Source organism: Mycobacterium sp. AZCC_0083 (assembly GCF_014202335.1).
Taxonomy (GTDB): Bacteria; Actinomycetota; Actinomycetes; order Mycobacteriales; family Mycobacteriaceae; genus Mycobacterium.
This window is the reverse complement of sequence record NZ_JACHGP010000026.1, coordinates 1-14,684: the sequence shown is the minus strand read 5'-3', so window position 1 is coordinate 14,684 and position 14,684 is coordinate 1. Positions and strand designations below refer to the sequence as shown.

The window sequence follows — 14,684 nt, the reverse complement described above, 5'->3', positions numbered from 1 at the left end:
TTAATTCTGTGTTACGGCGCCGCTTCGTGTCACTAACAGTGCAGGTCTTGCGGGGGCTGCACCGAATCGACCAGAAAGGCGACCACGGCGGGATCCACACACGCGTCGCCGTTGAACACCACGGTGTGTTGCGTTCCGTCGAAGGTGATCAGCGCGGCATCCATCTCGCGGGCGAGATCGACACCGGCCTGATACGGCGTCGCCGGATCGCGGGTCGTGGACACCACGACGACCTTGCCCGCACCCGGTGACGGCACGTCGTGGGGTGTCGACGTCGGCGGAACGGGCCACATCGCGCAGTTGTCACGCGGGGCGAACCCGGTGAATTCGCCGTAGGACATGAACGGCGCCGCCTCGCGGGCCCGGCGGTCGGCGTCGGCCCACGCGGCCGAGTCGGCGGGGTACGGCGCGTCGACGCAGCGGATCGCGAGGAAGGCGTCCTGCTGGTTGTCGTAGTGACCGCTGGGGTTGCGGTGTTGGTAGTCATCGGCCAGCAGCAGCAGGTCGCCGGCGTCGGTGCCGCGCTGCAGACCGAGCAGACCACTGGTCAGGTACTTCCAATATCGCTGCGTGTAAAGGGCGTTGACCGTGCCCGTGATCGCGTCCTGGTAACTCAGGCCGCGTGGATCGGAGGTACGGCCGAGCTGTTGCACCAACGGGTTGACCAGCTCGTGGTAGCGCGCGTCGAACTGGGTCGGGTCGGTACCCAGTGGGCAGTCGGTGGATCGCGCGCAGTCCATGGCGTAGTCGTTGAAGGCCATTTGGAATCCGGCCAACTGGCGGATGCTCTCGCCGATCGGGTCCGAACCGGGGTTCACCGCACCGTCGAGCACCATCGCCCTGACCCGGTCGGGGTACTTCTCGGCGTAGGTGGCGCCGAGCTCGGTGCCATAGGAGTAGCCAAGGTAATTGATCTGCTGCTCCCCCAGCGCCGCACGCACGACGTCCATGTCCCGCGCCGTGGACGACGTCCCGACGTTGGCAAGGAAGTCCATCCCGGTCTTGTCGACGCACAGCTGGGCGAGGTTCTGGTACAGCTGCTCGATGCGCGCGACACCCTCTTGGCTGTAGTCGGTCATCGGCTCGCGCCGGTACGCGTCGAATTCGGCGTCGCTGCGGCAGCGCACCTGCGGAGTGGAGTGTCCGACGCCGCGCGGGTCGAAGCCAACCAAGTCGAAGCGCCGGCCGATGTCGGTGTTGGCCAGTGCCGCACCCATGCCCGCAACGGTGTCGACGGCCGACGCCCCCGGCCCGCCGGGGTTGACCATCAGGACTCCGATGCGATCGCCGCTCGCGGGCACCCGGATGACGGCCAACTGGGCCTGCGGCCCGTCGGGTCTGCTGTAGTCGACGGGGACCGAGACGGTGCCGCACTGGGCGGTCGGGATTGCGGTGGCGGCGTCGGAGACGAAGCTGGTGCAGCTACCCCAGAGCGGGGTTTGCCCGTACTGCTGTTGGGAGGGCTCCACCTCCGGTGACGCCAACGCCATCGGGCACACCATGACGGAGACCGCGAGGATCGCGAGTGGCGCCGCTAAGAGTCCGCCCACCCGCATGGCGAACATGTTCGCACGCAACGCGCTTCGGGTCTGTAGCCGATCCCGGGCAGAGATACGCCAGCAACCATTCAGTGATGCGATGGTGACCTAAGACCGTTCTACGGTCAGCATTTTGCGCCAGGCGGCGGCACTGCGACGTCGACCAGATACTTGGCCGCGATGTCGTCGACACAGGCATTGCCCTGAAAGACCACGGTGTGTTGCGTGCCGTCGAAGGTCAGCAGCGCGCCCCCGAGTTGCTTGGCGAGGTCGACGCCTGCCTGGTACGGCGTTGCCGGGTCGTTGGTGGTCGACACCACAAGGGTGGGCGGCAGTCCGTCGATCTTCAATTGGTGCGGCGTCGACGTGGGCGGCACGGGCCAGAACGCGCACGTGCTCAGCGGGGCGTTCCCGGTGAACTGCCCGTAGCTCATGAACGGTGCAACCTCACGGGACCGACGGTCCTCGTCGACCGTCTTGGCGCGGTCGGTCACCGGCGGTTCGTCGACGCAGTTCACCGCGACTCGCACGTCGGTGGAGTTGTTGTAGTGTCCCTTCTCGTCGCGGCCCATGTAGAGATCGGCCAGCGCGAGCATGGTGTCGCCGTCGCCCCTCTTGAGTTCGGTAAGGGCCTGCGTGAGGTGGCGCCACAGGCTGGGCGAGTACAGCGGCAATATGGTGCCGACGACGGAGTCGCTGTAGCTGAGGCCACGCGGGTCCTTGGTCTTCGCGGGGTTCTGGACCAACGGGTCGACGAGGCTCTTGTAGACGTCGACGGCCTTGGCCGGGTCGGTGCCGAGCGGGCAGCTCGCAGCCTTCGCGCAGTCGGCCGCGTAGTCGTTGAATGCGGTCTGGAAGGCCGCGGCCTGACGGATGTCGGATTCGATCGGATCGGCGTTGGGGTCGACGGCGCCGTCGAGGATCATGGCGCGCACGTTCTGCGGGTAGGCTTCGGCGTACGCCGACCCGATCCTGGTGCCGTAGGAGTACCCGAGGTAGGTCAACTTCTGGTCGCCGAGTGCGATCCGCATCGCATCGAGATCCTTGGCCACGCTTGCGGTTCCGACGTTGGCGAGGAAGTCCTTGCCCATCTTGTCCACGCACCGCTGTACGAAGTCCTTGGTCTCGGACTCGATGTGGGCGACGCCCGCAGGCGAATAGTCGACCTGGGGATCGGCCCGCAGCCGGTCGTTGTCGGCATCGGAGTTGCACCACACCGCGGGCGTCGACGAGCCGACCCCACGCGGGTCGAAGCCGACCACGTCGAAGCGCTGCCGCACCGATTCCGGCATGGTTCCCACGATCGAGGCGGCCGCCTCGATACCGGACTCGCCTGGGCCGCCCGGGTTGAGGATCAGCGAGCCGATCTTGTTGCCGGTCGCCTTGAACCTGATCATCGACAGCTGCGCGATGTCGCCGTCGGGCTTGGAGTAGTCAACCGGTACCGAGAGCATTCCGCACTCGGCACCCGCGGGGATGTCGGTGGCGTCGGACGAGGCGGACTCGCAGTCCTTCCACGTCACGGGTGTGCCCGGCTTGGGGGCACCGATGACCGCGTGTCCGTCGATCACCTTGCTACAACCAGCCACCAGCAACATCAGCGTGGCGGCCACGAGTAGCCCGTTCCGAAGCCTCATGGCTGCACATGCTGCCATGCGCCCACATCACCGCTGTTGAGGGCGCTACCGCGTCGCGTCGAGCAACTCCTGAAGAGCGACCTGGAAATCGTCGGCCATGTCCCATAAATCGGGCAGCAGTTCGGGACAAGAGATGAGGCCGACGTCGAGCGTTCCGTTCAGCGACATCACGGTGATGTTGAGGCCCGAGCCGTGGAAGATCGGGCCAAGCGGGTACATCGCGTTGACCTTGGCGCCCAGGAAGTACAGCGGCACCTGTGGGCCGGGGACGTTGGACACGACGAGGTTGTGCACGGGCGCGGCGCTGGTGAGTCTGCTGGAGGCGTAGACCCGCATCGCGATGCCGAACACCGCGGGTGCGGCGAACTGCGACCAGTCCTGCAGCAACGTCGCGCCGATCGCGGCACTGTGTTGCTTGGCAACGGAATTCGCCTCGGCGATGGTCTTCACCCGCTCGGCCGGGTCCTCGATGTTCGTTCCCAGGCTGGAGAACATGCCCGAAACCTGGTTGCGGCCTGGCCGATCCGACTTGTCGTGGACCGACACCGGCACCATCGCGACCAACGTGTTTTCGGGGAGCTCGTCCTTGTCGAGCAGGAACGTCCGCAGCACGCCTGCCACCATCGCCATCACCACGTCGTTGACCTTGACGCCGAAGTGGTTCTTGACGGTCTTGATGTCCTCGAGGTCGAGCTGGGCGAACGCGACGTTGCGGTGCCCGGTGACCTTGGCGTTGAAGCGGGTCTTCGGTGCGGCGAACGGGGCCGCCATGGTCAGCCCGCTGCGCGCGCGCTTGACGGTGTCCACCACCGTCGACACCGTCGAGGGCAGCATGTTCATCAGCTTGAGCGGGCGGGTGGCGTATTTGATTGCGCCGCTGACCGCGATCTCCAGGTCCGAGCCTCCGCCCACCCCTTCGACCGGGTCCGGCGGTGGCGCGTCGGCTTCGGTGGTGCACAGCTGCGACATCAGGTTGGCACCGGTGACGCCGTCGACGCCGGCGTGATGCACCTTCGTCATGACCGCGAGCCGACCGCCGTCGTGTGCATCGGTGCCCGCGACGTTCTCGATCACCCACATCTCCCACAACGGTCTGCTGCGGTCCAGGTTCAGGGAGGCGATGTGACCGCAGATCTCGCCAAGCTCGACCCGTCCGCCAGGGGCGGGCAGTCCGATGCGGTGCACGTGCCGGTCGACGTCGAAGTCCTCGTCCTCCACCCACACCGGATGATCGAGATTGAGCCGGTTGTCGGCGAGCTTCTCGCGGAACTCCGGCATCGCCTTGATCCGCAGGCCAAGGGCGTCGCGCAACCGGTCGAAGCTGTACCCGCCGGGAATGGTCGAGGTGTCGAGTTCCAGTACCGAGCACACGTGCAGTGGCTGGGTCGCGGTCTCGAGGTAGAGGAAGCTGGCGTCGAGTCCGCTGAGCCTTTGCATGCGCCGATCGTAGGCCCGCCGCACATCGACGTGTGAGCAAATCCACTGCGCATGCGGTTCATCTTCGCCGCCGCAAGTGGCAGACTTTCAGGTGTCAGACGAACCCGGGGACCCGGTCAGGGCCTCGAGGATCGACCAGACCAGATTAGGGACAACGATGTCTGAGCAAACGGTTTACGGTGCTGCAACCAGTTCGAGTGAGACGCGGGCCCCGCGAGTCAAGGTCCGGACTCACCACCTGCAGAAATGGAAGGCCGAGGGCCACAAGTGGTCCATGCTGACGGCCTACGACTACTCCACCGCCAGGGTCTTCGACGACGCCGAGATTCCGGTGCTCCTCGTCGGCGACTCCGCGGCCAACGTCGTCTACGGATACGACACCACGGTGCCAGTGACCGCCGACGAGCTGATCCCCCTGGTGCGCGGCGTAGTCCGCGGTGCACCGCACGCCCTGGTGGTCGCCGACCTGCCGTTCGGCAGCTATGAGGCAGGCCCGCAGCAGGCGTTGGCCACCGCGACGCGTTTCCTCAAGGAAACGGGCGCGGCAGCGGTCAAGTTCGAGGGCGGCGAGCGGGTCGCCGAGCAGATCGCGGTTCTGACGCAGGCAGGCATCCCGGTCGTCGCGCACATCGGCTTCACGCCGCAGAGCGTCAACGGACTCGGCGGTTTCCGCGTACAGGGCCGCGGCGATGCCGCCGAGCAGACCATTCACGATGCGATCGCCGTTGCCGAGGCAGGCGCGATCGCAGTGGTGCTCGAGATGGTGCCCGCCGAGCTGGCCACCCAGATCACCGGCAAGCTGACCATCCCCACCGTCGGCATCGGCGCAGGCCCCAACTGTGACGCCCAGGTGCTGGTGTGGCAGGACATGGCGGGTATGACGGCGGGCAGGACCGCGAAGTTCGTCAAGCGGTTCGGCGACGTCGGCGGCGAATTGCGCCGTGCCGCAGTGCAATACGCCCAGGACGTGGCGACCGGGACGTTCCCGGCCGAGGAGCACTCCTTCTAGTTAGATGAACTCGGGCGCGCGCTTTCCGACGAAGGCGGCGATGCCCTCCTGCCCGTCGGCGGAGCGTGCGCAGTCAGCGATGTAGCGACCCTCGAGCTCCATCTGCTCCTCGATGCCGGTGCGGTAGGTGCCGAGCAGCAGTCGCTTGACCGCGGCGTTCGACGTGCGCGAGGTGCGCGCCATTTCCTCGGCGAGTGCGTCGGTTCTGGTGGCGAGGTCGGCGTCGGGCACCACCTCGGTCAGAAGGCCCCAGTCCAGCGCCTCGGCGGCGGACAACGTCCGGTTGGTCAGCATGAGTTGCTGCGTGCGCCGGATGCCGATGAGCCGGGGCAGGTAGTACGACGAGCTTCCGTCGGGGCTCAGCCCTGCCTTCGTGTAGGCCATCGTGAACTTGGCCGATTCGGCGGCAAGCACCAGGTCACCGGTGACGGCGACGCTGAAACCGGCACCCGCCGCGACGCCGTTGACCGCGGTGATCAGCACCGCGTCCATCCTGGCGAACGTCGACAACGCGCGGTGCAGGTCGACGGCGATGCCCTTGACGAAGGCCGCGGGGCTTGGCGCGGCGGCCATCGACTTGAGATCGCCGCCCGCACTGAAGAAGCGGCCAGCGCCGGTCAGGGTGACGACCTTGGTGGCCTCGGTGTCACACAGCTTCGCCGCGATCGCGAGTTCACGGGTCAACGTGTCGTTCATGCCGTTGCCGGCGTCGGGCCGGTTGAGCACGATCGTGGTGATCGGACCGGACTGGGCAAACGTCAGCGCGTCGAAATCGGGCATGGCGCAGACGGTATCGCAAGCTGTTACGTCATCGCATCGACGTGTAAGGCCAGCCGCTTGGCGGTCGCCTCCCGCAGTGCGGCGAAGTCGCCGTCGAACCCGAGGGTCCGCAGGGCGCCGTCGGCGATGATCCATGGCAGCTCGGCAGGCGCGTCTCCGTCGTCGGAGCGGCGGTTGATCACCGACTCGGCGAGACGGAACGGGAGTTCGTCGGCGTCGGCGGGCCCGTGCGATTCGGCGATGGCGGCCGCCGCCAGCTCGCGGTAACGGTCGCGCAGCTCGGCGCGGCTGATGCGGAACCGGTCGAACCGGTCCACGCGGAGTTCGGGAAGCAGGTAGAGCGCGCCGAGATTCCAGGTGCTCTTGCACAGCTGCGTCACGTCGGCCACCACCAACGTGTGCAGGCGTCCTGCGGCGGACCCGCGTTCGGTGATGAGCTGGGCTGCCAGCTGGAGCGGCTCGTCGACCGTTCCGGCCAGCAGTGCCTCGAGGATGTCGTCCTTCGTGGCGAAGTGGTGGTACAGCGAGGCTTGCCGGACGCCGACGGCATCGGCGATCTTCCTGGTGGACGTGTTGGCGTAGCCGTGGGTGGTGAACAGCTCGGCGGCGGCGTCGAGGATTTCTTCGCGGGCGTTCTTGCCGGGTCGCCGCGACTGCTCCAACCTCGGACGACCACGTCCTTCACTGCTACGGCCTTCGCTGCTCATGGCCCACATTCTGTCACCGGTCGTCCGGCGGTCCCACATTTTCTGTCACTTGATAGAAATAATTTTCAACGCGTCCGTAACAGGCCCGACACCCACAGGGAACGCTCGGCCCGAAAACTTTCAAGTGACAGTTAAGGAGGCCAATGATGTCGAGCACCAACTCGACCCACGGCGCCCGCTCGCACGCCCGCGGACAGGCCGCGGCCGCTCGAATGCGGGTGCCCGCAACCCCGACCGGCGTCGATGAGGTCACGTGGGCCGAAGCCATCCCGCCAGGGTCGTATGCCACCAAGGTGCTTGGCCGGGGCTCGCGCCTGCAACTGGCCGACCCCGAAGGCGGCGCGTGCGCGCACCTCCTGATGTTCCGCGCCGACGCATCGTGGGAGCGGCTCAACGTCGCCGACACCATGAAGGTCCCGTGGCAGGCCTATCTCGGCGCAGGCCATCCCCTGCTCTCCGACCAGGGCAGGGTGCTGGCGACCATCGTGACCGACACCTCCGGCCACCACGACACGCTGTGCGGCATGACGGCCGCAGGCCGCGCCCAGATGCTGCTCGGCGTGCACAAGCACGGCATGGACGTGCGCGACATCGCCCCGTCGGCGTCGTTCTTCAAGGGCGCGCGGGTGAGCGACGACGGCGCGCTGACGTTCACCGGGTCGGCAGGCCCGGGAACGACCGTCGACCTGCTGATCCACCTGCCCGTGGTGGTGGTCCTCGTCAACGCGCCCCATCCGCTCGACCCCTCGCCCGCGGTCACCGACCTCGACGTGGTGGCCTGGCGAGCCGACGACGAGCTGACCGTCCCCGTTACCGGTGAACCCGAGTACCTGCGCGCCTTGTTCAACACCGAAAGCACTTGGGCCGCAGCACGCAGTGCCGTATCACAAGAGAGCGAGGCGATGACATGACCGACGACATCGTCGCCGCCTGCGCACCGTGGTCGGCCGTGGTGAAGGCCGGCCAGCAGCTGCAGATCATCGACCTGCACGGAAACCAGGCCGTCGACACGCTGTTCTACTCGGCGCACGACCACGCCGTGCGGTACAGCGCTCAGACCACCGTCGCCGCGCAGGGCAACGTCTTCCTGACCACGGGTTCGGTGCTCCGCGCCACCGACGGCACCGCACTGATGACGATCGTCGCCGACGAGGTGGGCAACCACGACACCATCGCGGGAGCGTGCTCGAAGGAGTCCAACACGCTGCGCTACGGACACCACACCGTGCACCAGCACGGATGCGCCGAGAACTTCCTCGCCGAGGCGACCAAGTGGGGAATGGGCAAGCGCGACATCGTCTCCAACGTCAACTTCTTCATGAACGTGCCGGTGGAGGCCGACGGCACACTGGGCATCGTGGACGGCCTGTCCGCGCCGGGCAAGTCGCTGACCCTGCGGGCCGACATCGACACCCTGGTGCTGGTGTCGAATTGCCCGCAGATCAACAACCCCTGCAACGGATTCGACCCGACGCCGGTCCGAATGGTGATCACCGGCCCATGACGCAGCCCAATGTCGCCGCCGGTGCGGCTCCGATCGACGTGCTGCGGCCGGGCATGCTCACCACCGTGCAGGACTGGCCGGGCCGAATCGGCTACTGGCACATCGGCGTTCCGCCGTCCGGGCCCATGGACGATCTGTCCTTCCGGATCGGAAACCGGCTGCTCGGCAACCCCGAGGGCGCGGCGGGCCTCGAATGCACTAGGGGCGGGCCTGCATTGCGGTTCCCCGACGGCGGCCGGGTGGCCGTCACGGGCGCACCGGTCGCGGTCACCGTCGACGGCGTCGCGGTGCCACAGTGGCAGTCGGTGGCCATCCCGGCCGGGGGCGTGCTCGACGTCGGCATGCTGACCGGCCCTGGCATGCGCTGTTACGTGCTGGTGGCGGGTGCCCTCGTCGAAACCGAATACCTCGGCAGCGCAGCCACGTTCACGATGGGTACGTTCGGCGGGCACGACGGGCGTGCGGTTCGGGTCGGCGACGTGCTGACCGTCGGCGATGATCCAGGGCCGCACGAGAGCAGGCCCGACCGGGCGGCCCGCGCGGCGATCGACGAGCAGCCGAGCATCGGACATCGCTGGGAGATCGCCGTGACGGAGGGGCCGCACGGCGCTCCGGAGTTCTTCACCCGCGCCGACATCGACACCGTCATCGACACCGACTACATAGTGCACTTCAACTCCGACCGCACCGGAGTGCGCCTCGACGGGCCGAAGCCACAGTGGGCCCGCACCGACGGCGGCGAGGCGGGCCTACACCCGTCGAACATCCACGACAACGCGTATTGCGTTGGTGCGCTGGACTTCACCGGCGACACCCCGATCCTGCTCGGGCCGGACGGGCCGAGTCTGGGCGGCTTCGTTTGCCCCGTCACCGTCGTCGGTGGTGACCGGTGGAAGCTGGGCCAGATGGCCCCAGGCGATGCGGTGCGGTTCGTCCCGGTCAGGGCCGACCGGGCACCGTCGCTGCGGACCATCGACATCGACCGGCGCGCGTCGTTCCCTCTGGTGATCTCGACGTCGAGCGATCACGACGACGGCGTGCTGACCCGATTCGAGGCCGTCGACGGCACCGCTGTGACGCTGCGGCGCGCCGGTGACGGCGGCGTGCTGGTCGAATACGGCCCGATGACGCTCGACCTGGCCATGCGCGCGCGTGTGCACGTACTGCACGAGCATCTGGTGTCCCTCGGCGTCCCGGGGATCACCGAGATCACCCCAGGGGTCCGCTCGCTGCAGGTGCAGTTCGACCCTGCCGCGCTGCCGATGGCCGAGGTGGTCGATCTGCTCGCCCGGCTCGACGGCGAAATGCCGCCGTCGGATCGGCTCGTCGTGCCCAGCCGCACGGTGCGGCTGCCGCTTTCGTGGGACGACCCCGCGACGCACGAGGCCATCCAGCGGTACATGCACGGCGTCCGCGCCGACGCGCCGTGGTGCCCGTGGAACATCGAGTTCATCCGGCGGATCAACGGCCTCGCCGACGTCGAGGCCGTGCACGACATCGTCTACGACGCGCAGTACCTGGTGCTCGGCCTCGGCGACGTCTACCTGGGTGCGCCGGTGGCCACTCCCCTGGATCCGCGGCACCGCCTGGTCACCACCAAGTACAACCCGGCAAGGACGTGGACCCCGGAGAACGCGGTCGGCATCGGCGGGGCATACCTGTGCATCTACGGCATGGAGGGGCCTGGCGGCTATCAGTTCGTCGGCCGCACCACCCAGGTGTGGAACCACTGCCATCCCCACGACGCCCGCTCCTTCGAACCCGGCACGCCGTGGCTGCTCCGCTACTTCGACCGGATCAGCTTCTACCCGGTGAGCGCCGAGGAACTTCTCGACCTGCGTGCCGACATGGCGGCGGGCCGCGGTGACGTCGACATCGCCACCGGAGAGTTCTCGCTGGCGGCCTACACAGACTTCCTGGCCGCCGACGCCGAGGGCATTGCGGAATTCCGGCAACAGCAGAGTGTCGCGTTCAACGCGGAACGCTCCGCGTGGGATCGCGCGGGCGAGGTACAGCGAGCGAGTTGATCGCCGCCGAATTCATCTTGGTCTGGTAAACAGTCAGCGCCGCCACCAGGTGGCTTTGATTCTCGTTCACCCGAATGTGGCAGCCTGTTCACGAGATTCGACTCACGAGATTTACCCACGTGCCGACATCAGACCCGAAGGTGAGAATGGCAGCCGATAAGCGCGAGGCGTCCCGTCACACCGAGATCGAGCGCAAGTTCGCGGTGACCGACGCCACCGTGTCACCGTCGTTCGCGGGCCTGGCATCGGTCGCCAAAGTCGAGCGATCGCCGGTACAAGAGCTCGACGCCATCTACTTCGACACCCCGGATCGCGACCTGGCCGGGCACCGCATCACACTGCGGCGCCGCACAGGCGGCACCGACGCCGGATGGCATCTCAAGCTGCCCGCCGGGCCCGACGCGCGAACCGAAGTGCACGCACCGCTGAACGACGCCGCAGACGCTGACACCGTGCCCTACGAGCTGCGCGACGTCGTGCTCGCGATCGTCCGGCTTCGCTCGCTGCGGCCCGTCGCGAGGATCTCCACGACCCGGACGGTCGACGTGCTGTACGACGCCGCCGGCGCCCCGATCGCCGAGTTCTGTGACGACGTGGTCACCGCCGCCACCGAGCCCGACGGCGAACAACAGACCTGGCGGGAGTGGGAGCTGGAACTCGCCGAGGACGCCGACGTCGCACCCGACCTGATGGACCGGTTGAGCAACCGCCTTTTCGACGCGGGCGCCGAGCCGGCGGGCCACGGCTCCAAGCTGGCCAAGGTGCTCGATGCTGCCCGCGGCGATGACGGCGATGACTCCGACGACGACGAGCCGGCGCGTTCCATCGATCCCGTGCGCCGGGCGATCGCCGATCAGGTCGACGAACTGCTGGTGTGGGACCGCGCCGTGCGGGCCGACGCCTGGGACTCGGTGCACCAGATGCGGGTCGTCACCCGCAAGATCCGCAGCCTGCTGCAGGAGTCCGAGGGTTCGTTCGGAATCTCCGACGACGCGTGGGTGCTCGACGAGCTGCGCCTGCTCGCCGGGGTGCTCGGCGTGGCTCGTGACGCCGAGGTGCTCGCCGAGAAGTATCAAACGGCCCTCGATGGGCTGCCCGCCGAGCTGATAAGGGGCCCGGTCCGTGAGCGCCTGGTGGACGGCGCCAGGAACCGCTACCAGACCGGATGGCGACGGTCGTTGACCGCGATGCGCTCGGAACGGTACTTGCGGCTGCTCGACGCGCTGGAGGCGCTGGTCGCCGCCGACCTCGAACCTGCGGCACCCGGCGAGGAGGCAGCACCGGTCACCATCGGATCGGCCTACAAGCGGATCCGCAAGGCGGCCAAGCGGGCGGACGCGGCGCAGGACGAGGATCGCGACGAGGCGTTGCACCGAATCCGCAAGGGCGCCAAGCGGCTTCGCTACACCGCGGCGGCGACGGGCGCAGGCAAGGTCGCCGAGCGTGCCAAGGTCGTTCAGACAGTGCTCGGCGATCACCAGGACGCCGTCGTCAGCCGGACCCATCTGTCCCAACAGGCGGAGGCGGCTCACGCGGCAGGCGAGGACACCTTCACCTACGGCGTGCTGTACCAGCTGGAGGACGATCTCGCCACGCGCTCAAGGGAACAGCTCGGCGATGCGCTCAAGCAGCTGAACCGGTCGGTGCGCGACTCGGATTAGGTGCGGGCGGACGAGTTGGCCTGTAAGCCGGATTCTGTTCCTCACCACCACGACTGGCAGCGAGGCGGCGACCATCCATCTGGACACACCGTCGCCGGGTGCCTCAAGCGGCCTACCCGCAGGCTCGGGCGAGCAGCCCTCGAACGCCTGCGCGACCGCAGCCAGGCTGCGGCCTTCTTGGCCTTGCTTCGGGTGGGGTTTGCCTAGCCACTCCGGTCACCCGGAATGCTGGTGCGCTCTTACCGCACCGTTTCACCCTTACCACTGGCGAGAGTGGCGGTCTGTTCTCTGTGGCACTTTCCCGCGAGTCACCTCGGATTGCCGTTGGCAATCACCCTGCTCTGTGAAGTCCGGACTTTCCTCGAATCCCAGTCGAGACTGAGACCCGCGGCCGCCCGGCCAACTCGTCCGCGCAGATCACCGTACTCTTATCGACATGCCGCAGGTGCCACCGGCCCGCTATCTGCTCCGCGCGAAGGACCTGGTCGACGCCCGCTACGCAGAGCCGATCACGGTGGACGACCTCGCCGCCGCGGCCGGGCTGTCCCGAGCCCACTTCTCCCGCATGTTCACCCGTACGTTCGGGGAATCCCCGCGCGCCTACCTTCAGACCCGGCGGCTGGAACGGGCGGCTTCGTTGCTGCGCTACACCGATCGTTCGGTCGCCGACATCTGCGTGATGGTCGGCCTGCAGAGCGTCGGATCCTTCACGACCACCTTCGCGCGGGTGTACGGGAAACCGCCTGCGGCCTACCGTGCCAGCCTGCCGTCGGCGGCCAGCCGGGTCCGGGTGCCGAGTTGCGTCCTGGCGCGCGACACCCGGCCGCTCCCTCGATCCCGGGTCAAAAGAGCACACGGGGAGAAGACGGGCCGCGACGACCGACCGTAGCGTCAGGCCCGTGATGAAAATTGCATGTGCCCATCTGTGGGTTCACGATCAGGAAGTCGCACTCAAGTTCTGGACCGAGAAGGTCGGCATGGAGGTGCGTGAGGATGTGTCGTTCCCTGAGGAGATGGGCGCCTTCCGGTGGCTCACCGTCGGGCCGCCAGGACAGGACGACGTCAGCATCGTGCTGATGGCGGTGCCCGGTGAGCCGTTGATGGACGACGACACCCACAAGCAGGTACTCGACCTGACCGCAAAGGGGTTCGCGGGCACGGTGTTCCTCACCACTGACGACGTTCAGGCCAAGTACGAGGAGCTCACCGCCCGCGGCGTCGACTACAACGAGCCGCCCAACCAGATGCCCTACGGCATCGACTCCGGGTTCCGAGACCCGTCGGGCAACAGCGTGCGGTTGACGCAGCTGAACCCGTAGCCGGCTCGACGATTCAACGAATCCGACGACCACCGAGGCTGCACGATGGGAGGCTTTTCCAACTAAGCCGCCGACCTTGGAGCGCGCAATGGCACCCTCAAAGAGCTACCGATTTCTTCAGATCGCGCTCGTCGCCTTTGGCGCGGTGATGATTTGTCTCTATCCACTGGCCGTGGTGTGGCCGTCGGGGTGGGCGTGGCATGCCGGTGCTCCCCACGAGTCCGATTACTTCATGATGATCGTGGGCCTGTACTTGACTCTGGGCGTGTTCCTTTGGAACGCAGCGCGGCGCCCCGAGGCCAACATCAGCCTGATCTGGTTCACCGTGGTCTCGAGCCTCGTCCACGCCGTGATCATGACGTTTCAGTCGTTCGGCGGCGGCCACCACATGGGACATCTCGCGGGAGACGTCCCTGCCCTACTTCTCGCGGCCATCGTGTTGTCGGTCCTCGTACGGACTTCCGGCCTCACCACCAGGTGAGCACGTCCATGCTGCGCACGGTAAAGCCACGTTCGGCAAGTTGAGCCACCTCGTGGTCGAGTGCTTCGCTTGGCAGCGGCACGACGACGAGCGCGGTTCCCGGCCTTACCATCTCGATGAGCCAGTCGGCGTTGGATCGCCTCGATCGCGGCTTGGCCAATCTCTCGGTCGGACTCGTCGTCGTGAGTCGAACGCGCAATGACTCGTAGCATCAATTCTCTATCGCCGTAGCCAGATTCGATGTTTTCAGCGTGTCAGTTGGCTCGCGCGAGAAGACGTTCCGGAAGGGAGGCCAGAGCCTCGGGACGCATCGTCAACCACGTCCCTGCACCAACCCAGCCGTCCAAGAGGCGCCGACAGGACCTCCGCCACCCAGGACGATACCCTCGCGGCGCGATGTCCCAGATCGGCTAGTGCAGCGGCACTCTCCTGCGGGATGCCGGACTGCCGGCACATGAACCTTGCCGGCCAACGACTTTGACCTGGATCAGAACGGTGGTGGGATCGACTCTCGGTCCTCGGGGAAGGTGTCGAGGTAGGACAGGTATTCGTCGGGAATGTAGGGCGGTGGCCTGGGTGTGGTG

General features: G+C 67.2%; 14 protein-coding genes and 1 other RNA gene. 8 read left to right on the top strand and 7 right to left on the bottom strand.

What is annotated here, in order from left to right:
• Nucleotides 1–32 precede the first annotated feature (32 nt).
• From HNP02_RS39075 to HNP02_RS39065, 3 genes are all read right to left on the bottom strand, one after another.
• Entirely contained in the window at nt 33–1,565 is a 1,533-nt protein-coding gene (locus HNP02_RS39075) for an alpha/beta hydrolase (protein WP_184446035.1), read from the bottom strand.
• Nucleotides 1,566–1,663: 98 nt separating this feature from the next.
• Nucleotides 1,664–3,175: an alpha/beta hydrolase gene (locus HNP02_RS39070; protein ID WP_184446034.1), complete on the bottom strand. Its 1,512-nt coding sequence runs from the start codon at nt 3,173–3,175 to the stop codon at nt 1,664–1,666.
• A 45-nt stretch (nt 3,176–3,220) separates the two neighbouring features.
• A complete protein-coding gene (locus HNP02_RS39065) occupies nt 3,221–4,612 on the bottom strand; it encodes a wax ester/triacylglycerol synthase family O-acyltransferase (protein WP_184446033.1) in 1,392 nt (463 codons plus the stop codon).
• A gap of 157 nt (nt 4,613–4,769) precedes the next feature.
• Between HNP02_RS39065 and panB the strand changes: the two genes are divergently transcribed.
• Complete coding sequence (panB, locus tag HNP02_RS39060) at nt 4,770–5,621, top strand: 3-methyl-2-oxobutanoate hydroxymethyltransferase (protein ID WP_184446032.1); 852 nt, start codon at nt 4,770–4,772, stop codon at nt 5,619–5,621.
• Here panB and HNP02_RS39055 read toward each other — a convergent pair whose 3' ends face one another.
• Both HNP02_RS39055 and HNP02_RS39050 read right to left on the bottom strand, forming a co-directional pair.
• Nucleotides 5,622–6,401, bottom strand: coding sequence for an enoyl-CoA hydratase/isomerase family protein (locus tag HNP02_RS39055; RefSeq protein ID WP_184446031.1), 780 nt, complete (start codon nt 6,399–6,401; stop codon nt 5,622–5,624).
• A gap of 23 nt (nt 6,402–6,424) precedes the next feature.
• Nucleotides 6,425–7,108 carry a TetR/AcrR family transcriptional regulator gene (locus HNP02_RS39050; protein WP_184446030.1) on the bottom strand — a complete coding sequence of 228 codons (684 nt, stop codon included), beginning with the start codon at nt 7,106–7,108 and terminating at the stop codon, nt 6,425–6,427.
• A gap of 146 nt (nt 7,109–7,254) precedes the next feature.
• Between HNP02_RS39050 and HNP02_RS39045 the strand changes: the two genes are divergently transcribed.
• The 4 genes from HNP02_RS39045 (at nt 7,255) to HNP02_RS39030 (ending at nt 12,300) form a co-directional block, all read left to right on the top strand.
• Nucleotides 7,255–8,019 (top strand): DUF1989 domain-containing protein, encoded by a 765-nt coding sequence (locus tag HNP02_RS39045; RefSeq protein WP_184446108.1) that lies wholly within the window; start codon nt 7,255–7,257, stop codon nt 8,017–8,019.
• Nucleotides 8,016–8,612 carry an urea amidolyase associated protein UAAP2 gene (locus tag HNP02_RS39040; protein ID WP_184446029.1) on the top strand — a complete coding sequence of 199 codons (597 nt, stop codon included), beginning with the start codon at nt 8,016–8,018 and terminating at the stop codon, nt 8,610–8,612. The genes HNP02_RS39045 and HNP02_RS39040 overlap by 4 nt, the downstream gene beginning before the upstream one ends.
• Nucleotides 8,609–10,639 carry a 5-oxoprolinase/urea amidolyase family protein gene (locus HNP02_RS39035; protein WP_184446028.1) on the top strand — a complete coding sequence of 677 codons (2,031 nt, stop codon included), beginning with the start codon at nt 8,609–8,611 and terminating at the stop codon, nt 10,637–10,639. Before HNP02_RS39040 ends, HNP02_RS39035 begins: the two co-directional genes overlap by 4 nt.
• A 146-nt stretch (nt 10,640–10,785) precedes the next feature.
• Entirely contained in the window at nt 10,786–12,300 is a 1,515-nt protein-coding gene (locus tag HNP02_RS39030; protein WP_184446027.1) for a CYTH and CHAD domain-containing protein, read from the top strand.
• Nucleotides 12,301–12,307: 7 nt separating this feature from the next.
• Here the strand turns inward: HNP02_RS39030 and rnpB are convergent.
• Nucleotides 12,308–12,707, bottom strand: an RNA gene (gene rnpB, locus HNP02_RS39025) — RNase P RNA component class A.
• A gap of 29 nt (nt 12,708–12,736) precedes the next feature.
• Between rnpB and HNP02_RS39020 the strand changes: the two genes are divergently transcribed.
• The 3 genes from HNP02_RS39020 (at nt 12,737) to HNP02_RS39010 (ending at nt 14,100) form a co-directional block, all read left to right on the top strand.
• Nucleotides 12,737–13,189 carry a helix-turn-helix domain-containing protein gene (locus HNP02_RS39020; protein ID WP_184446026.1) on the top strand — a complete coding sequence of 151 codons (453 nt, stop codon included), beginning with the start codon at nt 12,737–12,739 and terminating at the stop codon, nt 13,187–13,189.
• 10 nt (nt 13,190–13,199) lie between these two features.
• Nucleotides 13,200–13,619, top strand: a complete 420-nt coding sequence (locus HNP02_RS39015) for a VOC family protein (protein ID WP_184446025.1) — start codon at nt 13,200–13,202, stop codon at nt 13,617–13,619.
• Nucleotides 13,620–13,707: 88 nt separating this feature from the next.
• Nucleotides 13,708–14,100, top strand: coding sequence for a DUF6632 domain-containing protein (locus tag HNP02_RS39010; RefSeq protein ID WP_184446024.1), 393 nt, complete (start codon nt 13,708–13,710; stop codon nt 14,098–14,100).
• Here HNP02_RS39010 and HNP02_RS43435 read toward each other — a convergent pair.
• Nucleotides 14,087–14,212: a hypothetical protein gene (locus tag HNP02_RS43435; protein WP_255507474.1), complete on the bottom strand. Its 126-nt coding sequence runs from the start codon at nt 14,210–14,212 to the stop codon at nt 14,087–14,089. The genes HNP02_RS39010 and HNP02_RS43435 overlap by 14 nt on opposite strands.
• Between the last annotated feature and the right edge of the window lie 472 nt (nt 14,213–14,684).

Excerpts from the sequence above, each read along its gene's own strand:
- HNP02_RS39075 (WP_184446035.1), bottom strand. The coding sequence starts at position 1,565 with ATGTTCGCCATGCGGGTGGGCGGACTCTTAGCGGCGCCACTCGCGATC.
- HNP02_RS39070 (WP_184446034.1), bottom strand. The coding sequence starts at position 3,175 with ATGAGGCTTCGGAACGGGCTACTCGTGGCCGCCACGCTGATGTTGCTG.
- HNP02_RS39065 (WP_184446033.1), bottom strand. The coding sequence starts at position 4,612 with ATGCAAAGGCTCAGCGGACTCGACGCCAGCTTCCTCTACCTCGAGACC.
- panB (WP_184446032.1), top strand. The coding sequence starts at position 4,770 with ATGTCTGAGCAAACGGTTTACGGTGCTGCAACCAGTTCGAGTGAGACG.
- HNP02_RS39055 (WP_184446031.1), bottom strand. The coding sequence starts at position 6,401 with ATGCCCGATTTCGACGCGCTGACGTTTGCCCAGTCCGGTCCGATCACC.
- HNP02_RS39050 (WP_184446030.1), bottom strand. The coding sequence starts at position 7,108 with ATGAGCAGCGAAGGCCGTAGCAGTGAAGGACGTGGTCGTCCGAGGTTG.
- HNP02_RS39045 (WP_184446108.1), top strand. The coding sequence starts at position 7,255 with ATGTCGAGCACCAACTCGACCCACGGCGCCCGCTCGCACGCCCGCGGA.
- HNP02_RS39040 (WP_184446029.1), top strand. The coding sequence starts at position 8,016 with ATGACCGACGACATCGTCGCCGCCTGCGCACCGTGGTCGGCCGTGGTG.
- HNP02_RS39035 (WP_184446028.1), top strand. The coding sequence starts at position 8,609 with ATGACGCAGCCCAATGTCGCCGCCGGTGCGGCTCCGATCGACGTGCTG.
- HNP02_RS39030 (WP_184446027.1), top strand. The coding sequence starts at position 10,786 with ATGGCAGCCGATAAGCGCGAGGCGTCCCGTCACACCGAGATCGAGCGC.
- HNP02_RS39020 (WP_184446026.1), top strand. The coding sequence starts at position 12,737 with ATGCCGCAGGTGCCACCGGCCCGCTATCTGCTCCGCGCGAAGGACCTG.
- HNP02_RS39010 (WP_184446024.1), top strand. The coding sequence starts at position 13,708 with ATGGCACCCTCAAAGAGCTACCGATTTCTTCAGATCGCGCTCGTCGCC.
- HNP02_RS43435 (WP_255507474.1), bottom strand. The coding sequence starts at position 14,212 with ATGGTAAGGCCGGGAACCGCGCTCGTCGTCGTGCCGCTGCCAAGCGAA.